This is a genomic window from Gryllotalpicola sp. (assembly GCF_027352875.1).
Lineage (GTDB): Bacteria > Actinomycetota > Actinomycetes > Actinomycetales > Microbacteriaceae > Gryllotalpicola.
On sequence record NZ_DAIEII010000021.1, the window covers coordinates 40,674 to 62,886 of the forward strand.

A 22,213-nucleotide genomic window follows, 5' to 3' on the forward strand; every position below is an offset into this window, starting at 1 on the left:
ATGACGACCGAAATCCCCCGGCTCCAGCGCACGGGCTTCACGGGCGCCGCTGCGAACTATATCGACGAGCGCACGAGCATCTCGGCCGTCGTCAAGGAGTTCGGGCGCAAGATCTTCCCTGACCACTGGTCGTTCCTGCTCGGCGAGGTCGCCCTCTACAGTTTCGTCGTCATCCTGCTGTCCGGCACCTTCCTGACGTTCTTCTTCCAGGCGTCGATGACCGACACGGTCTACAACGGCCCGTGGGTCCCGCTCGACGGCATCCACATGTCCGCCGCCCTCAACTCGACCCTCCAGATCTCATTCGAAGTGCGCGGCGGATTGCTCGTCCGCCAGATCCACCACTGGGCGGCCCTGCTCTTCGTCGCCGCCATCGGCCTGCACATGCTGCGCATCTTCTTCACGGGCGCGTTCCGCAAGCCGCGCGAGCTCAACTGGGTCATCGGCTTCACCCTGTTCATCCTCGCGATGGCCGAAGGCTTCACCGGCTACTCGCTGCCCGACGACCTGCTCTCGGGCAACGGCCTCGCGATCATCAACGGCATGATCAAGGGTGTCCCGCTCGTCGGCACCTGGATCTCGTACCTGCTCTTCGGCGGCCTCTTCCCCGGCACCGCGATCGTCGGCCGCCTCTACACGCTCCACATCCTGCTGCTGCCCGCCCTGGTGCTCGCCTTCATCGCGATCCACCTCGTGTTCGTCGTCGTGCACAAGCACACGCAGTTCGCGGGCCCCGGCCGCACCCAGGGCAACGTGGTCGGCTACCCGATCCTGCCGGTGTACGCGGCCAAAGCCGGCGGCTTCTTCTTCATCGTGTTCGGTGTCATCGTGCTGCTGGCGACGTTCTTCACCATCAACCCCGTCTGGCTGTACGGCCCCTTCGACCCCTCCCCCATCTCGGCTGGGACGCAGCCCGACTGGTACATCGGGTTCGCCGACGGCATGCTGCGCCTCATTCCGCCGCACTGGGAGTTCGTCTGGCTCAACCGCACCTGGTCGTTCAACATCATCGTGCCGATACTCATCCTCGGGCTGTTCATCGTGATCGTCATGTTCTACCCGTTAATCGAGGGCTGGATCACCGGGGACAAGCGCGAGCACCACATTCTCGACCGGCCGCGCAACCAGGCCACCCGCACGGCCATCGGCGCGGCGGGTGTCACCTTCTACGCGGTCATGTGGGCGGCGGCATCCGGTGACATCATCGCGACTCACTTCAAGTTCGCCGTCGAGGGCGTGACGCACGTGCTGCAGATCCTCCTCATCCTCGGCCCGGTCATCGCCTACTTCCTCACGAAACGCATCTGCATCGCCCTGCAGAAGAAGGACCGTTCGCTCGCCCTCCACGGCTACGAGTCCGGCCGCATCGTGCGCCTCGCCGGCGGCGAGTACGTCGAGGTGCACCAGCCCCTCGACGAGTACGAGCGCTGGCGCCTGGTCAGCCAGGAGGCCGACAAGCCCGTGATCGTCCGCCCGGACTCGCGCGGCCGGATCACCGGCGGCAGGCGCTTCCGCGCCTCTCTGTCGCGCTGGTTCTTCGACGACCGCATCGAACCGCTGAGCCAGGCCGAGATCGACGCGGCCTCCCACCACGGCGAACTCGAAGGCGGGCACTAGAACAACCTAGGGAAGGGCCTCGACTCCGGTCGGGGCCCTCCCTCGTCGTACCGGGATGCGCGCTCGCGGCGCCGTGAATCGGTTCACGTTCTCTCGACGTGCTTCGCACTCCTGCCGCCTTCGGCGGACCCTCACTGGTTCCGAGCTGCGCCGAGAGTCTTCGACCTCCGGCAGAACGGGACTTGGATGACGAGGCGTTTCTCACGGCGTCGGTGGCTTCGCCTCGCTCGCCGTGATACGCCGGCCCTGCCGGGCAAACCAGGCGCGTCGCTCCAGAAAAAGCGGTCAGGCGGTGAGGGTGACGCGGAAGGTTGCGTCAAGCGCCGGGCCCGAGCATCGGGTCGACGTACTCGCCGGAGTACTTCGGACGGTACTTGGCCTCGTAGGATTCCGAGACGGCCGAGATGAGCCGCGGGTCGTCGATGTCGGTGAGGACCACGTGCGCGCCCACTATGTCCCCCACCACGAATCGGCCCTCCCCGCTCGCGACCGCGGCCGCGAACCACCTCGAGCCCCTGCCGCGATACGAGCGGATATAGACGTCTCCCTCGACCTCAACGAACCAGATGACGACGCTGGGCCCGCCCTCGGGCACCACCGTCACCTCATCCACCTCGGCAATGGCATCCAACTGCTCCGTGCTCCAGGCCATGCCCCCAGCCTCGCACGCTTCCCGCTCTCTCGCGACGAACTCCCGGCGAAGAGAAAAAGAGAGCCCCGCCGAAGCGGGGCTCTCTTCCGACAGGTGACCTAGCGGGCGTGGAATCCGCGGTAGTACTCGAAGACCCAGCCCGTGAGGGCGACGAAGGCCAGGGCGCCGCCGATGAAAGTGATCCAGACGCCCACGGCGAGACCGAGAGCCCCGAGCGCCACGGCGAAGCCGAGCGTGACGGGCCACCAGCTCCACGGGCTGAAATGGCCGAGCTCGGGATCGCCGTCGTCGATGTCGGCGTCAAGACGGTCCTCAGGGAGCAGGCCGCCGATGGAACTCTCGGCGCGACCGAGATAGAAGGCGATGAAGAGGGCGAGGATGCCGGACAACGTCAGCGTCACGGTACCTGCCCATTCTGGCTGGCCGTACGAGATGACCGACCAGAAGGTGTAGATAGCGGCGACAACGATGAAGAAGATCGCGAGGATCCAGAAGAGGACGACGTTGAACTTCATGTCAGGCCTTCACCGGCTCGGTCTCGAGGATGGCGGCCTCGGGGTGGTTGAGGTCGAACGCGGGCGACTCGCTGCGGATGCGCGGGATCGACGTGAAGTTGTGGCGCGGCGGCGGACAGCTCGTCGCCCACTCCAGCGAGCGGCCATAGCCCCACGGGTCGTTGGTGGTGACCTTCGGCGCCGTCCGGGCAGTGATATAGACGTTGAGCGCGAACGGGATCATCGAGATAGCCAGGATCGCGGCGCCGATGGTGGACAGCTGGTTCATCCAGGTGAAGCCGTCGCTGGGCAGGTACGTGTAGTACCGACGCGGCATGCCCATCACGCCCAGCCAGTGCTGGATGAGGAATGTCGTGTGGAAGCCGATGAAGAGCAGCCAGAAATGCCAGACGCCAAGCTTCTCATTGAGCATCTTGCCGGTCCACTTCGGCCACCAGAAGTAGAAGCCGGCGAACATCGCGAAGACGACGGTGCCGAAGACCACGTAGTGGAAGTGGGCGACGACGAAGTAGGTATCGGACACGTGGAAGTCGAGCGGCGGGGAGGCGAGGATGACACCGGTGAGCCCGCCGAAGGTGAACGTGATGAGGAATCCGATCGCGAAGAGCATCGGGGACTCGAACGTCAGCGAGCCACGCCACATCGTGCCGAGCCAGTTGAAGATCTTCACACCCGTCGGCACCGCGATGAGCATCGTCATGAGCGAGAAGAACGGCAGCAGGACGGAGCCGGTGACGTACATGTGGTGCGCCCACACCGTGATCGACAGGGCGGCGATCGAGATCGTCGCGTAGATCAGCGTCTTGTAGCCGAAGATCGGCTTGCGACTGAAGACCGGCAGGATCTCAGAGACGATGCCGAAGAACGGCAGCGCGATGATATAGACCTCCGGGTGGCCGAAGAACCAGAACAGGTGCTGCCAGAGCAGGGCGCCCCCATTGGCGGAATCCAGCAGGTGCGCGCCGAGAATGCGGTCGGCGCCGGCGGCGAAGAGGCCCGCGGCGAGGACCGGGAACGCCATGAGGATGAGCAGCGAGGTCACCAGGGTGTTCCAGGTGAAGATCGGCATGCGGAACATCGTCATGCCCGGGGCGCGCATCGTGATGATCGTGGTGATGAAGTTCACGCCGCCGAGAATCGTGCCGAAGCCCGAGATGGCGAGACCGAAGAACCACATGTTGCCGCCGAGGCCCGGCGAGAAGGTCGCGTTGGCGAGCGGCTGATAGGCGAACCAGCCGAAGCTCGCGGCGCCCTGCGGGGTGAGGAAGCCGGCGACGGCGATGAGCGAGCCGAAGTTGTAGAGCCAGTAGGCGAAGGCGTTGAGGCGCGGGAATGCGACGTCGGGCGCGCCGATCTGCAGCGGCATGAGCGCGTTGGCGAAGCCGGCGAAGAGCGGCGTCGCGAACATGAGCAGCATGATCGTGCCGTGCATGGTGAAGAGCTGGTTGTACTGCTCCCGCGTCGGCACCACGTCGAGGCCGGGGGCCGAGAGCTGGGTGCGGATCACGAGTGCCATCACGCCGCCGACGAGGAAGTAGATGAACGACGTGATCAGGTACATGTACCCGATCGTCTTGTGGTCGGTCGACGTGATCCAGCTGACGATCACGTTGCCCTTGCGCTCGAAGTTGTTCTTGCCGAAGAGGTCGGCCGCGGGGCGCGCGACCGGCGCGACTGTGGTGGTCATTAGCCCTGTCCTCCGTTGTCAGAAGTGCTGGCCTCGGCGCCCGTGCCCGGGTCGGTTGCGGTGCGGTTGTAGGTGTTGTCGAGCGTGCCCGTGTAGCCCTTGTTCTTGAGGCTCGTGAGGTATGCCGTGTAATCGGCGCCGGAGACGACCTTGACCTGGAAGAGCATCGCCGAGTGGTACTCGCCGCAGAGTTCGGCGCACTTGCCCTCATAGGTGCCGATGCGGGTCGGCTCGACGTACATGTAGTTCGGGTGCCCCGGGATCAGGTCCTTCTTGTAGAGGAAGGCGGGCACCCAGAACGAGTGGATGACATCGCGCGACTCGAGCTCGATCGTGATCTTCTTGTTCACGGGCAGGTAGAGCGTCGGCAGCGCGGACTCGACCACCGCGCCCGGCAGCGCACCGGAGGAGGTGTCGGCCTGCGCCTGGATGCCGACGTCGTAGACGTTCTCCTTCGTGTACTGGAAGTCGAACGACCACTGCTTGCCCTCGACGAGGATCGTCTCATCAGGGCTCGCCCACGGTCTCTCGATCGCGTCCTGGGCCTTCGCGGTGTAGGCGAAGAAACCGAGGACGAGGACGAGCGGGACGATCGTGTAGAAGATCTCGATCGGCATGTTGTAGCGCAGCTGCACCGGGAGGCCGGTCTGGCCCTTGCGGCGGCGGTAGACGACGACGCACCAGATGATAAGGCCCCACACGACGATGCCGACGAGGAGCAGGACGATCCAACTGTTCACCCAGAGCGATGAGACCATGCCGGCCTTGCTCGTCACATTGGGCTGCCCGGCCACGAAACCAGGGAGGTAGCCGTTGAGCTGCTCAGTGGTACATCCGGCGAGAACGAGAGCTGTGACGGCTGCGATCGGGATCGCAGCCCACCGGAGACGACGTGACTGACGCACCAGGGACCTTTCGAGTGAACCTGCGTTGGATCTTCTGCCAGCCTAGCGCGTTCGAAAGGACTGCCAATCGCCCTCGGCGGCGTGTGGCGGCCCAATTAAACGTCCGTGGCCCCTCCAATGAGGGGCCACGGAACGTGCGCTTCTGCACGGCTGCCAGCGATTCGGCGATCTGCGCGCCCAATCGCGAAGCGACCCGCACCGCTGCTGCGGCGCGAAAACAGGTTCAGTGGAAGCTGTCTCCGCACGCGCAGGAACCAGAGGCATTCGGGTTGTCGATGGTGAAGCCCTGCTTCTGGATGGTGTCCTCGAAGTCGATGCTCGCGCCGTCGAGATAGGGCTGGCTCATCTTGTCGACGACGACCTCGACGCCGTCGCCGAATTCGACGACACCGTCGCCGTCGAGCATCCGCTCATCGAAGTAGAGCTGGTAGATCAGGCCCGAGCAGCCGCCGGGCTGCACGGCGAGTCGCAGGCGGAGGTCGTCGCGGCCTTCCTGCACGAGCAGCGCGCGCACCTTGTCGGCCGCGGCAGCGGTGAGATCCACGCCGTGGGCCTTGGTTTCTTCAGCGATAAGGGTGTTGGACATTACGCCTCCTAGAAGTCTTCTTTCGAGTGTAAGTCGAGACGCGCCAAGAAGAGCGCCTCCGTGAGAATGGCGCGCTGGAACACACCGAGGTGGAGCGACTCGTTGGGGCTGTGCGCGCGGGAATCCGGGTCCTCGACGCCGGTGACGAGGATCTGCGCCGCAGGGAAGACCCGGACGAGGTCGGCGATGAACGGGATGGAGCCGCCGATGCCCGCCTCGACGGGTGCCGTGCCCCAGGCGTCCGCCATCGCCTGTTTGACGGCCGTCGCCGCCCACCCGCTCGTGTCGACGAGGAACGGGTCGCCCTCCTCGCTGTAGAGCACCTCGAGGACGGCACCGAACGGGGCATTCGCCTGCAGATGGTCGAGCAGCGCCTGCTTGGCATCCGCCGCCGACTGGCCCGGGGCGACACGCATGCTGATGCGCACCGTGACGCTCGGAACCAGCGTGTTGGAGGCGTTCGCCAGGCTCGGCGCGTCGACGCCGGTGATCGTGATGGCCGGCTGAAACCAGAGCCGACCGAGCACCGGGCCGGTTCCGATCGCCGCGACGCCGGGCAGGAAGGCCGCGTCGCGGGCGAGCTCGTCCTCGGTGAACCCAGGGGTCGGGGAATCCCGCCGGACGAGACCCGGTACCGCGACGGAGCCGTCTTCGTCCCACAGCGTGTCGAGGAGGCGGATAGCGGCGAGCATGGCGTCGGGAGCCGCGCCGCCCCACATGCCCGAGTGGGAGGCATGGGCGAGGGTCGAGATCTTGAGGTTGATGCCGACCATGCCGCGCAGCGCGACAGTGAGGCTGGGGGTCTCGACGTTCCAGTTGTCGGAGTCGGCGACGACGATCGCATCGGCCTCCAGGGCCGCCCTGTTGTCGTCGAGGAAGTTGACGAAGGAGGCGGAGCCGAACTCCTCCTCCCCCTCGACGAAGACGACGAGGCCGAGGTCGAAGTCGCCGGCGACCTCGGCGAGGGCTCGGACCGCGGCGACGTGGGTCATGACGCCGGCCTTGTCGTCGGCGGCGCCGCGGGCGTAGAGCCGGTCGCCCTTGACGGTGGGCTGGTAGGGCGGGGTGTCCCAGTCGTTGTCCTTGCCGGGAGGCTGCACGTCGTGGTGCGCGTAGAGCAGCACCGTCGGACGGCCGTTCCGCGCCGGGCGCGTCGCGAGCACGGCCGGATGGCCGAGCTCGTCGGCAGCGACCTTCTTCGACTGCCTCACCTCGACGGTTTCGAAGACGCCGGTGGAGCGCAGCAGATCGGCGACGGCGTCCGCGCTGGCGCGCACCTGCGCGGCGTCGAAGGCCGGCCAGGACACCGACGGGATGCGCACCAGGGCGGAGAGGTCGGCGATGGTCGCCGGCACCGCGTCGGCGACAGCCTGGGAGACGGCCTGATCGCGCTCGGACAAGGACAGGGAGGCATCCGACATGCCGGTAATCTTATGAGGATGTCCGAAACCCCCGAACCCGCCGGCAAGGGCCGCGCCACCCCCAGCCGCAAAGAGAGGGAGGCGGCGCGCAAGCAGCCGATCGTCGCCGCCGACCGCAAGGCGGCACGCGTGCGCGCCCGCGCGCAGGACGCCGAAACGCGCGAGAAGAAGCGCATCGGCATGGCCGCCGGCGACGAGCGCTACCTGCCGGCTCGTGACAAGGGTCCGCAGCGCCGCTACGCGCGCGACTTCGTCGACGCCCGGTTCAGCTTCGGCGAGTTCATGATCCCCGTCGTGGTGATCTTCCTCGTCGGCTCGTTCGTCCCGGCGATCAGCCAGTACATCCTCTTCGCGGTGTGGGCGTACGTGATCCTCGCCATCATCGACGGCTTCATCATCGGCGCGCAGCTGCGCCGACGCCTGAGCGCCAAATTCGGCACCGCCGAACGCGGCGTGAGCTGGTACGCGGCGATGCGCGCTCTGCAGCTGCGGCGACTGCGGGTCCCGAAACCGCAGGCCGCACGCGGGCAGTACCCGAACTAGGGCGCTGGGCGTGACGATCGTCGCGGCAGCGGACGGCTCTGCACTGGGCAATCCCGGACCAGCCGGCTGGGCCTGGTACGTCTCCGACACCGTCTGGCACGCCGGCGGCTGGCCGCACGGCACGAACAACCAGGGCGAGCTGCAGGCCGTTATCGACCTGCTCGAGCAGACCGCGGTGGTCGCATCGGAGCCGCTGCGCGTGCTCTGCGACAGCCAGTACGTCATCAACACCGTGACCCAGTGGATCCCCGGCTGGAGGCGCCGCGGCTGGCGCAAGGCCGACGGCTCGCCGGTGCAGAACCTCGACTTCGTCAAGCGCCTCGACGCTGTGACGGCCGGGCGCCAGGTCGAGTTCGAATGGGTGCGCGGGCACAACGGGCACGAGCTCAACGAGGCGGCGGACGTTCGGGCGCGGGCGGTCGCGACCGCCTACCAGCTCGGGCGCGAGCCCGAGACCGGGCCGGGATGGCCCGGTGCGGGGGCCGCGGTGGCGGAATCCTCCGAGCCGACGCTGTTCTGAGGGGCTTGCCCTCGGGCTGGGATTCGGCGCGACACGCCGCCGAGAAGCGCGATCCTCCGGCGTGTCGCCGGGGGTTCAGTCCCGTCGCTCAGGGCAGAAGCCGCTCGAGGCCCCGGTTGATGGCACGGACCCACAGCGGGCCCGAGTAGATGAACTCGGTGTACCCCTGCACGAGCGTCGCGCCGGCGCGGAGGCGGTCGACGACATCATCCGCGGTGCGCACTCCCCCGACCGAGATGATGCAGAGCCCGTCCGGCACGGTGGCGCGGACCAGGGCGAGCACCTCGAGCGAGCGCTTCGCCAGGGGCGCGCCGCTGAGGCCGCCCGGGCCGAGGGATTCCACGTACGCGGCATCCGTCACGAGTCCGTCACGCGAGGTCGTGGTGTTCGTCGCGACGATGCCGGCGAGGCCCGCCTCGACCGCGAGCCGCGCGATCGTCACGACCTGCTCGTCAGTGAGGTCGGGCGCGATCTTCACGAGCACGGGAGCCTGGGCGGAGTGCCCCTTCACCGCGGCGAGCAGCGGGGCGAGCCGGTCGAACTCCTGCAGCCCACGCAGCCCCGGCGTGTTGGGCGATGAGACGTTGACGACGAGGTAGTCGGCGACCGGCGCCGCGGCCTCGGTCGAAGCGACATAGTCGGCGAGGGCATCCTCGACCTCGACGACGCGGCTCTTGCCGATGTTGACGCCGATGACCGGTCGCCTCGCGGTGTAGCCGAGACGGCGGAGCCGGTTCGCCGCCGCCGCCGCACCCTGGTTGTTGAACCCCATCCGGTTGATGAGCGCGCGGTCGCTCACCAGCCGGAACAGGCGCGGGCGCGGGTTGCCGGGCTGCGGGACGGCGGTGACCGTGCCGACCTCGACATGGCCGAAGCCCAGCGCCCAGAGCCCGAGGGGCGCCTTCGCGTCCTTGTCGAAGCCGGCGGCGAGACCGAAGGGCGTCTCGAAACGGCGACCAAGCGCGGTGACCGAGATATCGCGACGCGGCGCCGTGAGGCGGTGGATCAGCGGCGCGAGGCCGAGCTCCTGGACGACCTGAAGGACTCGGAACGCAAGGCGGTGGGCCCGCTCCGGGTCGATGCGCGTGAAGACCAGGGCGAAGAGCAGCCGGTACATCGCTCTACCCGGCGGCGTGGTGGTCGCGATTGAGCTGCGCGATCGCCTGCTCGAAGTCGGCCAGCGACTCGAAGCCCTGGTAGACGCTCGCGAACCGGAGGTAGGCGACCTCGTCGAGCTCGCGCAGCGGCGGGAGCACAGCGACGCCGATGTCGTTGGAGTCCACCTGCGAGGCGCCGGTCGCGCGGATCGTCTCCTCGACCTTCTGCGCGAGGACCGCGAGGTCGGAATCCGTCACCGGCCGACCCTGCGTCGCCTTGCGAACGCCCGACATGACCTTCTCGCGGCTGAACGGCTCGACCGCTCCGCTGCGCTTGATCACGGTGAGGCTCGCAGTCTCGGTCGTCGAGAAGCGGCGGCCGCAGTTGGGGCACTCGCGGCGGCGGCGGATCGAGGTGCCGTCGTCGCTGGTGCGCGAGTCGATGACGCGCGAGTCGGGGTGGCGGCAGAAGGGGCAGTGCACGGGGTCAAGGGTATCGGCGGAGCCGGACGGGAACCTGCTTGCCCGCCCATGAGCCGCGAGGAACGCCTCGCGAGCCTCACGCCCGACCACGCCCGGCACGCAGCTTCCGTCCGCCTCGGCGCCCAGCGACCGACGGCAGGCAGCGCCCCGGGAGGGGAATCAGCGAAAACGCGCTGTCACAGCCTCGCCGTGCGCGGGCAGGTGCTCGGCGTTCGCGAGGGCGACGATGGCCGGCTCGAGTTCGGCGAGGGCCTTGCGTGAGTACTCGATGACCTGTTGCGGGCGCAGGAAGGTGTAGGCGCCGAGGGCGCTCGAGAAGCGCGCTGTGCCACCGGTAGGGAGCACATGGTTGGACCCGGCGAGATAGTCGCCGAGGCTCACCGGCGTGCTCTGCCCGAGGAAGATCGCTCCGGCGTTCTCGATGCGCGCGAGCGTCGCGTGCGGGTCGGCGGTGTGCAGTTCGAGGTGCTCGGGCGCGTAGGCGTCGCTGAACGCGACCGCGGCGGCCTCGTCGTCGACGAGGACGATCGCGGATTGCGGCCCGTCGAGCGCCACGCGGGCCCGGGCCGCGTTGGCGGTGGCGGCGAGCAGCGGGCGGATGGCGAGGCGCACCGCATCTCCGAGCTCCGCCGAGTCGGTGACGAGCACCGAGGCCGCGGCCTCGTCGTGCTCGGCCTGGCTGAGCAGGTCCGCGGCGATGATCACGGGGTCGGCCGTTTCGTCGGCGATGACGAGGATCTCGGTCGTGCCCGCCTCGGAGTCGATGCCGACGACGCCGCGCACCAGGCGCTTGGCCGCGGCGACGTAGATGTTGCCGGGACCGGTGATGATCTGGACAGGTCGGAGTCCCGCATCGGGCACCCCGTAGGCGAGTGCGCCGATCGCGCCGGCTCCCCCCATGGCGTAGACCTCGTCGACGCCGAGCAGGCCCGCCGCGGCGAGGATGAGCGGGTGCACGCCGCCCCCGAACTGCTTCTGCGGCGGGCTCGCGAGCGCGATCTCGCGCACTCCGGCGACCTGCGCCGAGACGACATTCATGACGACGCTCGACGGGTAGACGGCCTTTCCGCCGGGCACGTAGACGCCGGCCCGTGCGACGGGGTGCCAGCGCTGGACGATGGTGGCGCCGTCGGCGATCGAGGTCGTGGTCTCTGGCGGCACCTGCGCCCGGGCGCCCTCCGTGACGCGCGCGATGGAGAGCTCGATCGCCGCCCTCAGTTCGGTGCCGAGCCCGGCGATGGCGGCGTCGAAGGCGGATTGCGGCACGCGCAGCTGCGCCGGCCGGCCGCCGTCGAAGCGATCCGCCTGCTCGAAGAGCTGCGCCACTCCGCCGCCGCGCACGGCGTCGATGAGCGCCCCGGCCGCCTCGGAGGCAACGGACACGTCGACGATCGGGCGAGGCACGGCCTTGCCGAACTCGGAGGCCGCTTTCCCGCGCAGATCAATGGTCCGAAGCACGACTCCAGGCTAATGGCGGCGGGTGGATGACCGTCCTCGCCCACCAGCCCTCACGATGCCAGGCAGGCGGAGCCGAGCAGTCCCTTGAGCTCGCCGAAGAGATCGGGGGTGACCGCGACGCGGGCAGGCAGTTCGAAGACGCGCGCTACATCGTCCTTGACGAGCCGCAATCGCACCTCGCTCTCGCCGCGGTGCCTCGCCAGCACGTCGGCCAGCTCGCGCACGGTGTCCGGGGTGGCCCGCTTCTCCGGCAGCGAGAGGGTGAGCGGCCCGGCGTCGGTCGATACGGCTTCGACAACGGACAACGTCTGGGCATGGAGGTTCATGCCATCGTCGCGCAGGCTCACGCGGCCTCGGATGACGACGATGGCATCGTTCTGCAGCCGCGCGCCGTACTCCTGGTAGGCGCGGCCCAGGAACATCACGGCGACCTCGGCGCCGAAATCCTCGACGGTGATCGTGGCGTACTGGTTGCCGGACGCCTTCGCGACGCGGTGCTGCACGCCGGTGACGAGGCCCGCAACGGTGACGGTATCGCCGTCGGAGACCGACTCCGAACCGGTGAGGTCGGCGATCGACGTACTGGCGTACTTGGCGAGGGTGAGCTCGAGCCCGGACAGCGGATGATCCGAGACGTAGAGGCCGAGCATCTCGCGCTCGAAGCCCAGCTTGGTCTTCTTGTCCCATTCCGGCCGCTCGGGCACCACGGAAATCGGCCCGGTGTCGGCGTGGGCCTCGAAGAGCGAATCGAAATCGAAGCCCGCCTGCCCCGTGGCCTCCACGCGCTTCTCGCTGACGACCAACTCCACCGCGCCCTCGTGGATCTCGACCAGCGCGCGGCGGCTCGCGCCGAAGGTGTCGAACGCCCCGGCCTTGATGAGCGACTCGACGGTGCGCTTGTTCGCGACCGCCAGCGGCACCTTCTTGAGGAAGTCGTGGAACGACTCGAACCTGCCCTTCCCCTGGCGGGCCTCGCGAATGCCGTCGACGACGTTCGCTCCGACATTGCGCACCGCTCCGAGGCCGAAGCGCACGTCGGAGCCGACGGCAGTGAAGTACAGCGACGACTCGTTGACGTCCGGCGGCAGCACCTTGATGCCCATGCGGCGGCACTCGCCCAGGTAGAGCGCCATCTTGTCCTTGGAGTCGCCGACGCTGGTGAGCAGCGCTGCCATGTACTCGGCCGGGTAATGCGCCTTGAGGTAGGCGGTCCAGTACGAGATGACGCCGTAGGCGGCCGAGTGGGCCTTGTTGAACGCGTAGTCGGAGAACGGCAGCAGAACGTCCCACAGCGCGCCGACCGCGCTCTGCGAGAAACCGCGTTCCTTCATCCCGGCGGAGAAGCCCGCGAACTGCTTGTCCAACTCGCTCTTCTTCTTCTTGCCCATCGCCCGCCGCAGGATGTCCGCCTGCCCGAGCGAGAAGCCGGCCACCTTCTGCGCGATGGCCATCACCTGCTCCTGGTAGATGATGAGGCCGTAGCTCTCGGCGAGGATGTCCTCGAGCGGCTCGGCGAGCTCGGGGTGGATCGGCGTGATCTCCTGCAGACCGTTCTTGCGCAGCGCGTAGTTGGTGTGCGAATTCGCCCCCATCGGGCCGGGCCGGTACAGCGCGATGAGGGCCGAGATGTCGCCGAAGCTGTCGGGCTTCATGAGCCTGAGCAGCGCGCGCATCGGTCCGCCGTCGAGCTGGAAGACGCCGAGCGAGTCGCCGCGCGCGAGCAGCTCGTAGGCATCCGCGTCGTCGAGGCTGAGATCCTCGAGGACGAGGTCGATATCGCGGTTCGCGCGGATGTTGTCGAGCGCGTCATTGATGATGGTGAGGTTGCGCAGCCCCAAGAAGTCCATCTTGATGAGGCCGAGCGCCTCTGCCGATGGGTAGTCGAACTGGGTGACGATCTGGCCGTCCTGCTCGCGCTTCATGATGGGGATGATGTCGATGAGCGGCTCGCTCGACATGATGACGCCCGCCGCGTGCACCCCCCACTGACGCTTGAGGTTCTCGAGCCCGAGGGCGACGTCGAACACGCGCTTGGCGTCGGGGTCGGACTCGACGACAGCGCGGATGTCGACGGCTTCCTTGTAGCGCTCGCTCGCCGTATCGAAGATGCCGGAGAGCGGGATGTCCTTGCCCATCACGGCGGGCGGCATGGCCTTGGTGAGCTTCTCGCCCATTCCGAAGGGGAAGCCGAGCACGCGGGAGGCGTCCTTGAGGGCCTGCTTCGCCTTGATGGTGCCGTAGGTGACGATCTGGGCGACGCGCTCCTCGCCGTACTTCTCGGTGACGTACCGGATGACCTCGCCACGGCGCCGATCGTCGAAGTCGACATCGAAGTCGGGCATCGAGACGCGATCGGGGTTGAGGAAGCGCTCGAAGATGAGGCCGTGCTCGAGCGGGTCGAGGTCGGTGATGCGCATGGCGTACGCGGCGATCGAGCCCGCCCCGGAGCCGCGGCCGGGGCCCACGCGGATGCCGTTGCGCTTGGCCCAGTTGATGAAGTCGGCGACGACGAGGAAGTACCCCGGGAAGCCCATCTGCGAGATGATGCCGATCTCATATTGGGCCCGCTGCTTCACCCGCTCGGGTACGCCGCCGGGATAGCGCAGCTCGAGACCGGCCTCGACCTCCGTGACGAACCAGGATTGCTCGGTCTCGCCCTCGGGAACGGGGAAGCGCGGCATGTAGTTCGCGCTCGTATCGAACTCGATCTCGCAGCGCTCGGCGATGAGCAGGGTGTTGTCGCACGCCTCCGGGTGGTCGCGGAACAGGGCGCGCATCTCGGCAGCGCTCTTGAGGTAGAACTCCTCGGAGTCGAGCTTGAAGCGGTTGGGGTCGTCGAGCGTCGAGCCGGATTGCACGCAGAGCAGCGCTGCGTGCGCCTCGGAGTCCGCCTTGTGGGTGTAGTGCAGGTCGTTGGAGGCGATGAGGGGAATCCCCAGCTCGGCGGCGAGCCGCAGCAGGTCGCCGTGGATGCGGCGCTCGAGCCCGAGGCCGTGGTCCATGATCTCGACGAAGAAGTTGTCGCGGCCGAAGATGTCCCGGAAGTCGGCCGCGGCTCGAAGCGCCTCGTCGTACTGGCCGAGCCGCAGCCTGGTCTGCACCTCGCCGGAGGGGCACCCCGTCGTCGCGATGATGCCCTTGGCGTAGGTGCCGAGCAGCTCGCGGTCCATGCGCGGCTTGTAGAACTGGCCCTCGATGGAGGCGCGCGAGGCCAACCGGAAGAGGTTGTGCATGCCCTCGGTGGACTCGGCGAACATCGTCATGTGGGTGTAGGCGCCGCCGCCGGAGACGTCGTCCTCGCCGCCGCCGCCCCAGCGCACGCGCGTGCGGTCGCCACGGTGCGTGCCGGGGGTGAGATACGCCTCGATGCCGATGATGGGCTTGACGCCGACCGAGCGGGCCGCGTTCCAGAACTCGAAGGCGCCGAACATGTTGCCGTGGTCGGTGATCGCGAGCGCCGGCATGCCCTCGGCTGCGGCGGCCTCGACGAGCGGCTTGATACGGGCCGCGCCGTCGAGCATCGAGTACTCGCTGTGCACGTGGAGGTGGACGAACGAGTCCTGGGACATGCGTTTCATTCTGCCGCGGGCTCACCCCGCGCGGAGCACCTCGAGGGCGTGTTGCAGGTCGGCGGGGTAGCCGCTCTCGAATTCGACCCACTCCCCCGTCGCAGGATGCTCGAAACCGAGTTGCACGGCGTGCAGCCACTGCCGGGTGAGGCCGAGCCGCGCGCTCAGCACCGGGTCGGCGCCGTACATCGTGTCGCCGACGCACGGGTGGTGCTGCGCACTGAGGTGCACCCGGATCTGGTGGGTGCGGCCCGTCTCGAGGTGCACCTCGAGCAGGCTCGCGGCGCGAAACGCCTCGAGCGTCTCGTAGTGCGTGACGCTCGGCTTGCCGTCGGCGGTGACGGCGAACTTCCACTCCGACTTCGGATGCCGACCGATCGGCGCGTCGATGGTTCCCGCGAGCGGGTCAGGATGCCCTTGCACGACGGCGTGGTAGACCTTCTCGACCGCCCGGTCGTGGAAGGCGCGCTTGAGCAGGGTGTAGGCGCGTTCGCTCTTGGCGACGACCATGAGGCCGCTCGTGCCGACGTCGAGGCGGTGGACGATGCCCTGACGCTCTGCGGCGCCGCCCGCGGCGATGGTGAAGCCCGCTGCCGCAAGGGCCCCGAGCACGGTCGGCCCCTCCCAGCCCTGCGAGGGGTGGGAGGCCACCCCCGGCGGCTTCGACACGACGACGAGGTCGGCGTCGTCGTAGACGATCTTCAGGTCGGGGACCGCCAACGGGATGACGCGCGGCTCCTCCTTGGGCTGCCAGCTCACCTCGAGCCAGCTCCCCGCGGCGAGCCTGTCGGATTTGCCTGCCGGCTTCCCGTCGAGCACCACGCCGCCGGCATCCGCCACCTCGGCGGCGAAGGTGCGCGAGAAGCCGAGCAGCTGGGACAGGCCCGCGTCGACCCTGAGGCCGGCGAGGCCGTCGGGGACGGGGTAGCTGCGGGACTCCATCAGCGGCCGGGGTCGGTCGGGGTCCGGTCGGGGTCGGCGGGATCGGCCGACGGCGTGACATGCCGCCGCCCGTCGAGGCCGATGCCGCGGATCGTGAGGACGATGAAGAGCACGGCGGCGAGCGTGATGGCGGAATCCGCGAGGTTGAAGACCGCGGGCAGCAGCGGGATGGTGATGAAGTCGATGACCTGGCCCTCGCCGAACGACGGCGGGCGGAACAGCCGGTCGCCGAGATTTCCGAGCAGGCCGCCGAGCAGGAGGCCGAGCACGATCGCCCACGCGACGGACCGGATGCGCGGCGCCCACCACACGACGAAGCCCAGCACCCCGAGCGCGATGATCGTGAAGATCCAGGTGGCGCCCGTCCCGATGGAGAACGCGGCGCCCGCGTTCTTGACGTAGTGGAGGGTGAACTGGCTGCCGATGAGCTGGATGGTCTGGCCCAGCGTCATCGTCGACGTCACCGCGAACTTCGCCGCCTGGTCGACCAGGAGCACGAACCCCGCGACGGCCGCGAGAACGACGATCGCGCGGACGCTGACCTTTCGGCGCTCAGGCCCCAAAGCTCTGGAAGCTCGGCGCCTCGGCCGCCGTCTCGCCGGTGGCCGAGCCGGATTCCGCAGGCGCCGCGGGCGTACCCGAGCCGGTCGACTCGAGGTCGCGGAGCTGGTTCTCGATGTAGGACTTCAGCTTGGTGCGGTAGTCGCGCTCGAAGCTGCGCAGTTCGTCGATCTTGCCCTGCAGCGTGGAGCGCTGCTCCTCGAGGGCGGAGAGCTGCTCCTGCTGCTTCTGCTCCGCCTCGGCGACGAGGCGGGCGGCCGTGGCCTGACCCTCGGCGATGAGCGCGTCGCGCTTTTCGGCGCCTTCGCGCACATGCTCCTCGTGAAGGCGACGCGCGAGCTGGAGGAGGCTGTTGGTGCTCTGCGTCTCGTCGATCGTGGAGTCGACGACCGGAGCGGCGGCGGTGACCGGCGCGACGGGAGCCTCGACCGCCTCGGCGACAGGCGTCGCGAGGACCACGGGAGCCTCGCCGGTACGGGACTCAGCGGCGGCGAGCCGCTGCTTGAGCTCGTCGTTCTCCTGGTGCAGGCGGCGGAGTTCGACGACGACCTCGTCGAGGAAGTCGTCCACTTCGTCCTGGTCGTAGCCCTCACGGAACTTGGTGGGCTGGAACCGCTTATTGACGACGTCTTCAGGTGTCAGAGCCATGGGTAAACCGTAGCAAACCCCGAATGGGAGGATGCTCTCTCAGGAATCCGGCGGCTCAGGCCTGGGCGAACAGCGAGGACTCGTCGCTCGCCGCCACGGCGGGGTCGCCCGAGATGGCGATGTGCGAGGGCGACAGCAGGAAGACCTTGTTGGTCACGCGCTCGATCTTGCCGAGCAGTCCCTGCGACAGGCCGCTCGCGAAGTCGATGAGGCGACGAGCGTCGCCGTCGTTCATCTGCGAGAGGTTGATGACGACCGGGATGCCCTCGCGGAACGCCTCGGCGATCGCCTGGGCGTCCTTGTACTGGCGCGGATGCACGGTGAGGATCTCGTTCATTTCAGGGACCGCCTGCCTCGATGGGGCACTCTTGCGCAGGGGGACGACCGGAGCGCGCTCGGCGCGCGGCGGGACGGGGACGGGTGCGACGACCGGGGCCGGCTCTTCGTACTCGAATTCCTCGTCGGCGAGGCCGAGGTAGACCGCAGCCTTCTTCAGGGGGTTGGCCATCTTTTCCTCCGGTTGGGTGCGCTGACGTCGTCAGGTTAAGGCCGCTCCGGGCGGTTTCCCGTGATTGCCGTGCCGATGCGAAGGTGTGTCGCGCCCGCCGCGATCGCGGCGGCGAAATCGCCCGACATCCCCGCCGAGATCGCGGTCGCCTGGGGGGCGAGGGCTCTGAGCCGTTGGGATGCCGCGCGGACCGCCCCGAACGCGCGTGCCGGTTCTGCGCCCAGCGGTGCGACCGCCATCACGCCGCGCAGGGTGAGCACGGGGCGGGCGAGGATCTGCTCGGCGAGCGACTCGAGCGCGTCGGGCCGGACCCCGCCACGCGCCGGATCGTCCGTGAGATTGAGCTGGACGAAGACATCGACGGGCGTGTCGTCGCTCGCGAGCGCATCGACGAGGCTGGACCGGTCGACCGAGTGGATGACACGGGCATAGCGCTTGACCTGCCTGGCCTTGTTCGCCTGGAGTTGCCCGATGAAGTGCCACGTCAGCCCCGCGAGATCGGAGAGCTCCGCGGCCTTCGCCTGCGCCTCCTGGTGGCGGCTCTCACCGACGTCGCGCACGCCGAGGCCGTAGAGCGCGCGCACCAGCGCGGCAGGGTGGAACTTCGTGACGACGATCGTCGTGATCTCGCCGGGATCGCGGTGGGCTGCGCGGGCGGCATCCGCCACCTCGGCCTGCACTCGGTGAAGCCGCTCAGCCAGTGCGGGCACTGGCTGAGCGCTCACTTGAGGAACTCGGGGATATCGAGGTCTTCGTCGGCGCCGAAGGCCGGGTCGGCGAGGGGAAGCGGCTCGTCGACGACGGTCTCCTCGACCAGGGTGGCCGACCACGACACCACGCCGGAGGGGTGCACGCCGAGCTCGCCCGCCGCGTACTGCTCGGTGTCACGGGCTGCAGCCGCCTCGCGGTCGGCGTAGCTCGAGGTGGTCGCCTGGTAGAGCGGCGTCTCGTCGCGATAGGGGAAGGCGGCCTTGGTCGCCGACTCGCCGACGTCGAAACCGGCCGCGATGACCGTGACGCGCACCTCGTCGCCGAGCGTGTCGTCGATGACGGTACCGAAGATGATGTTCGCCTCGGGGTGCACGGCCTCCTGCACCAGGCGGGCGGCATCGTTGATCTCGAAGATGCCGAGGTTGGAGCCGCCCTGGATGCTGAGCAGCACGCCGCGGGCGCCGTCGATGCTCGCCTCGAGCAGCGGCGAGGCGATGGCGAGCTCGGCCGCCTTGATCGCACGGTCGGCGCCGCGGGCCGAGCCGATGCCCATGAGCGCGCTGCCGGCGCCCTGCATGACCGACTTGACGTCGGCGAAGTCGAGGTTGATGAGGCCGGGAGTGGTGATGAGGTCGGTGATGCCCTGCACGCCGGCGAGGAGCACCTGGTCGGCGGTGAGGAAGGCCTCGATCATGGAGATGCCGCGGTCCGAGATCTCGAGCAGACGGTCGTTGGGGACGACGATGAGGGTGTCGACCTCCTCCTTGAGGCGGGCGACGCCGGCTGCCGCGGAATCCGCCCGGCGCTTGCCCTCGAAGCCGAACGGCTTGGTCACCACGCCGATGGTGAGCGCCCCGATGGACTTGGCGATACGGGCCACGACGGGCGCACCGCCGGTGCCGGTGCCGCCGCCCTCGCCTGCGGTGACGAAGACCATGTCGGCGCCGGCGAGGGCCTCCTCGATCTCCTCGGCGTGATCCTCGGAGGCGCGGCGGCCCACCTCGGGGTCGGCGCCCGCGCCCAGGCCGCGCGTGATCTCGCGGCCGACGTCGAGCTTGACGTCGGCGTCGCTCATGAGAAGCGCCTGCGCATCGGTGTTGATGGCGATGAACTCGACGCCGCGCAGGCCGAGCTCGATCATCCGGTTGACGGCGTTGACGCCGCCGCCGCCGATGCCGACGACCTTGATGACGGCGAGGTAGTTCTGGTTCGTGCTCATGAGCCCTCCGTAAACCTTCAACCTCAGGTATAAGCTAAAAGTTATGCTCGGTATGCATTTCTTGCTCAGAGGCTAGGTCGCGGCCTCGGCCGCGCCGCGGAGGCGCGCCCGGCGTGTCTGCGCGAGTCAGCGGGTGACGGGGCTCTGAGGGCTCGACACGTCATAGGTCGATGCGCCGGGGACCGACTTGAGCAGGACCGTGAGGTCCGCGAGCTTGAGGGCGGAATCCGCCGTGCCGCCCCAGATGACCTTCTTGCCGGTGCTGAGCTGGAACTCGACGCTCTGCGAGGTCGCCGCGGAGGCCGTGGTCACCTTCAGCGAGGACGGCAGGCCCGCGAGCACAATCGCGACCGCCGTGAACGCCGGTGCCGTCGCGAGGTTCCTGGTGCCCGCCCCCACCGTGATAAGCGGGTAGCCGGACGGCTGCGAGGCCGACTCCGCCACCGTCACCCCGGCCTCGTCGACGAGGTCGAAGCCCGCCGCCGATCTCACAACGCCGAGCGGGGTGCGCTCGGCGATGCGCACGATGAGGGTCGAGGGCGGCACGAGCTCGGTCGCGTAGCTGCGGATGAGGCTGAACGACGACAGATCGCCGCCCACGGCGCTGAGGTTCACCAGCGGCAGCGGCCTGCCGAGCTGGCCGGCGAGGGCCGCCTCGACGTCGGACACCTTGATGCGGTGCGTCCCGACGACCTCGATGGTCCTCAGCGCCATCGCCGGCGAGAAGGCGGTCACGACCGCTCCCCCGAGCACCACCACCACGACGCCCGCGCCGATGAGCCAGGCGCGGCGGCGGATGCGCTGACGGCGGGTGAAGCGCCTGACCTCCTCGCGCTCGTAGCGCCTGCGCTCCTTGATCGCCTGGCGCCTCTGGCGTCGCACCTCGCGGGGGTGGAGGAGCTCCGGCCGTTGGCGGACGGGCGGACGCTCCGCTGGACGCGAGGATCCGGCGGACCCTCGCGCGGCCTCCGCCCGGCCGACCGGCGGCGTGACGCTGTCCTCCAGAGCGAGCGTGGGCTCAGCGTCCCCGGAACGGGCGTCCGCCGCCTTCACCGTCTTGACGAGCGCGGCGATGTCCGCCTGTCGGCGGGCCTCCGCGCGGGGGTCCACCGGGCCGCTGCCCTGACCGGAGAGGCCCCCTGACTGCGACACCGTCTGCGTCGGCCGCTTCATGACACCGTCTGCGCCGTCAGCGAGTCGAGGAGCTGCGGAACGATGAGATTGACGTCGCCGCAGCCGAGGGTGATGACGAAGTCGCCGGGGCGGGCGAGCCGCGCCGCGTAGTCGGCGGCCTCCTGCCAGTCGGAGATGAACCGCACGCGGGCGCCGTCATGGAACTTCTCGCTGACGAGGGCACCGGTCACACCCGGCACCGGATCCTCGCGGGCGCCGAACACGTCGAGCACGACCGTCTCGTCGGCGAAGCGCTCGAGCGTTTCGGCGAACTCGCCGGAGAGCCGCGCGGTGCGGCTGTAGGTATGCGGCTGATGGATGGCGATGATGCGGCCGCCGCCCACGACGGAACGCGCCGCCTCGAGCACGGCGCGGACCTCGGCCGGGTGGTGCGCGTAGTCGTCGTAGACGCTCACTCCGCCGACCGTGCCATGCAGCTCGAAGCGGCGGTGCGTACCGCCGAATGCGGCGACCGCGTCGAGCGCGGCATCCGCGTCGAATCCGAGGCCGACGAGCACCGCGAAGGCGCCGGCGGCGTTGATCGCGTTGTGGCGGCCGGGCACGCGCAGACGGGTGTCGAGGCGTTGCCCGCCCCATTCGATGCCGAACGCGACGGGCCCGTCGGCGACGATGTCGACGACCCGGACATCGGCGGCCGGCGATTCCCCGAAGGTCACGACCGGCCCGCCCAGCCGGGCACCGACCGACACCGCGCCGGGGTCATCCGACGAGATCACGACGAGGTCGCGCGCCCGCCGTGCGAACTCGACGAACGCCGCCTCGACGGCCTCGTAGGAGCCGTAGTGGTCGAGGTGGTCGTCGTCGACGTTGGTGATGAGGGCGACCGCGGCGTCGTAGAGGAGGAAGGAGCCGTCCGACTCGTCGGCCTCGATGACGAACAGATCGCTGCCGCCTGCGGCCGCGTTCGTCTCGAGGCCGGCGACCACTCCCCCGCTCACGAAGCTCGGATCGGCGCCGAGGCCCACGAGGGCGGTGGCGAGCATCCCGGTCGTCGTCGTCTTGCCGTGCGCGCCGGCGACGGCGACGACGCGGTGACCGCGAGTGAGCCAGGCGAGCGCCTGCGAGCGGTGCAGCACCGGGATGCCGCGGCTTATCGCCGCGAGGTATTCGGCATTATCGGCCCAGAGCGCGCCCGTGTACACGAGGGCCGACGCATCGGCCGGGAGATTGGCGGCATCGTGGCCGATGGCGATCCGAGCACCGAGCGCGCGCAACTCGTGCACGTACTCGCTGTCGGCGCGGTCGGAGCCGGTGACGCGGTGGCCCGCCGCGAGGAAGAGCCGGGCGAGCCCGCTCATGCCGGAGCCGCCGATGCCGACGAAGTGGACCGTGCCGATGGTCGCCGGAAGCGGCATCGACAGGTCTGGCTTGATCACC

At 68.9% G+C, this 22,213-nt stretch carries 20 protein-coding genes and 1 pseudogene; 3 read left to right on the top strand and 18 right to left on the bottom strand.

Annotated features, from left to right (window positions below; genetic code table 11):
- A complete protein-coding gene (locus tag M7D61_RS02785; protein WP_298227368.1) occupies positions 1-1,617 on the top strand; it encodes a ubiquinol-cytochrome c reductase cytochrome b subunit in 1,617 nt (538 codons plus the stop codon).
- Positions 1,618-1,933: 316 nt separating this feature from the next.
- Here the strand turns inward: M7D61_RS02785 and M7D61_RS02790 are convergent, their stop codons facing one another.
- The 6 genes from M7D61_RS02790 to M7D61_RS02815 form a co-directional block, all read right to left on the bottom strand.
- On the bottom strand, positions 1,934-2,269 hold the full coding sequence (locus tag M7D61_RS02790; protein WP_298227370.1) for a DUF2255 family protein: 336 nt from the start codon (positions 2,267-2,269) through the stop codon (positions 1,934-1,936).
- A 98-nt stretch (positions 2,270-2,367) separates the two neighbouring features.
- Entirely contained in the window at positions 2,368-2,784 is a 417-nt protein-coding gene (locus M7D61_RS02795; RefSeq protein ID WP_298227372.1) for a cytochrome c oxidase subunit 4, read from the bottom strand.
- Position 2,785: 1 nt separating this feature from the next.
- On the bottom strand, positions 2,786-4,471 hold the full coding sequence (ctaD, locus tag M7D61_RS02800; protein ID WP_298227374.1) for a cytochrome c oxidase subunit I: 1,686 nt from the start codon (positions 4,469-4,471) through the stop codon (positions 2,786-2,788).
- On the bottom strand, positions 4,471-5,376 hold the full coding sequence (coxB, locus tag M7D61_RS02805; protein WP_298227376.1) for a cytochrome c oxidase subunit II: 906 nt from the start codon (positions 5,374-5,376) through the stop codon (positions 4,471-4,473). Before coxB ends, ctaD begins: the two co-directional genes overlap by 1 nt.
- Positions 5,377-5,599: 223 nt before the next feature.
- Complete coding sequence (locus tag M7D61_RS02810) at positions 5,600-5,962, bottom strand: iron-sulfur cluster assembly accessory protein (protein WP_298227378.1); 363 nt, start codon at positions 5,960-5,962, stop codon at positions 5,600-5,602.
- 8 nt (positions 5,963-5,970) lie between these two features.
- Complete coding sequence (locus M7D61_RS02815) at positions 5,971-7,383, bottom strand: dipeptidase (RefSeq protein ID WP_298227380.1); 1,413 nt, start codon at positions 7,381-7,383, stop codon at positions 5,971-5,973.
- 18 nt (positions 7,384-7,401) lie between these two features.
- On the opposite strand from M7D61_RS02815, the gene M7D61_RS02820 reads away from it, so the two are divergent.
- Positions 7,402-7,926: a DUF3043 domain-containing protein gene (locus M7D61_RS02820; protein ID WP_298227383.1), complete on the top strand. Its 525-nt coding sequence runs from the start codon at positions 7,402-7,404 to the stop codon at positions 7,924-7,926.
- 10 nt (positions 7,927-7,936) lie between these two features.
- Positions 7,937-8,404: pseudogene (locus M7D61_RS02825) on the top strand (ribonuclease H); the annotation flags it as partial.
- Positions 8,405-8,534: 130 nt separating this feature from the next.
- On the opposite strand, the gene M7D61_RS02830 reads toward M7D61_RS02825, so the two are convergent.
- The 12 genes from M7D61_RS02830 to murC all read right to left on the bottom strand — a co-directional run bounded on the left by M7D61_RS02830 (position 8,535) and on the right by murC (position 22,212).
- Positions 8,535-9,563, bottom strand: a complete 1,029-nt coding sequence (locus M7D61_RS02830) for a quinone-dependent dihydroorotate dehydrogenase (protein WP_298227385.1) — start codon at positions 9,561-9,563, stop codon at positions 8,535-8,537.
- A 4-nt stretch (positions 9,564-9,567) separates the two neighbouring features.
- Positions 9,568-10,026 carry a transcriptional regulator NrdR gene (gene nrdR, locus M7D61_RS02835; RefSeq protein ID WP_298227387.1) on the bottom strand — a complete coding sequence of 153 codons (459 nt, stop codon included), beginning with the start codon at positions 10,024-10,026 and terminating at the stop codon, positions 9,568-9,570.
- A gap of 159 nt (positions 10,027-10,185) precedes the next feature.
- The gene (gene hisD, locus M7D61_RS02840; protein WP_298227389.1) at positions 10,186-11,484 is read right to left on the bottom strand and encodes a histidinol dehydrogenase; all 1,299 of its coding nucleotides are present in this window, start codon (positions 11,482-11,484) and stop codon (positions 10,186-10,188) included.
- Between the two features lie 50 nt (positions 11,485-11,534).
- Positions 11,535-15,053, bottom strand: coding sequence for a DNA polymerase III subunit alpha (dnaE, locus tag M7D61_RS02845; protein WP_298227391.1), 3,519 nt, complete (start codon positions 15,051-15,053; stop codon positions 11,535-11,537).
- A gap of 21 nt (positions 15,054-15,074) precedes the next feature.
- On the bottom strand, positions 15,075-15,995 hold the full coding sequence (locus M7D61_RS02850; protein ID WP_298227393.1) for an RluA family pseudouridine synthase: 921 nt from the start codon (positions 15,993-15,995) through the stop codon (positions 15,075-15,077).
- A complete protein-coding gene (gene lspA, locus M7D61_RS02855) occupies positions 15,995-16,558 on the bottom strand; it encodes a signal peptidase II (RefSeq protein ID WP_298227395.1) in 564 nt (187 codons plus the stop codon). The genes M7D61_RS02850 and lspA overlap by 1 nt, the downstream gene beginning before the upstream one ends.
- Positions 16,548-17,204 (bottom strand): DivIVA domain-containing protein, encoded by a 657-nt coding sequence (locus M7D61_RS02860; protein WP_298227397.1) that lies wholly within the window; start codon positions 17,202-17,204, stop codon positions 16,548-16,550. Before M7D61_RS02860 ends, lspA begins: the two co-directional genes overlap by 11 nt.
- 55 nt (positions 17,205-17,259) lie before the next feature.
- Complete coding sequence (sepF, locus tag M7D61_RS02865) at positions 17,260-17,712, bottom strand: cell division protein SepF (RefSeq protein WP_298227399.1); 453 nt, start codon at positions 17,710-17,712, stop codon at positions 17,260-17,262.
- A 35-nt stretch (positions 17,713-17,747) separates the two neighbouring features.
- Positions 17,748-18,437, bottom strand: coding sequence for a YggS family pyridoxal phosphate-dependent enzyme (locus tag M7D61_RS02870; RefSeq protein ID WP_298227401.1), 690 nt, complete (start codon positions 18,435-18,437; stop codon positions 17,748-17,750).
- Positions 18,434-19,642: a cell division protein FtsZ gene (gene ftsZ / locus M7D61_RS02875; protein WP_298227402.1), complete on the bottom strand. Its 1,209-nt coding sequence runs from the start codon at positions 19,640-19,642 to the stop codon at positions 18,434-18,436. The genes M7D61_RS02870 and ftsZ overlap by 4 nt, the downstream gene beginning before the upstream one ends.
- 126 nt (positions 19,643-19,768) lie before the next feature.
- Positions 19,769-20,815: an FtsQ-type POTRA domain-containing protein gene (locus M7D61_RS02880; protein ID WP_298227404.1), complete on the bottom strand. Its 1,047-nt coding sequence runs from the start codon at positions 20,813-20,815 to the stop codon at positions 19,769-19,771.
- Complete coding sequence (murC, locus tag M7D61_RS02885) at positions 20,812-22,212, bottom strand: UDP-N-acetylmuramate--L-alanine ligase (protein ID WP_298227406.1); 1,401 nt, start codon at positions 22,210-22,212, stop codon at positions 20,812-20,814. The genes M7D61_RS02880 and murC overlap by 4 nt, the downstream gene beginning before the upstream one ends.
- Position 22,213: the final 1 nt, after the last annotated feature.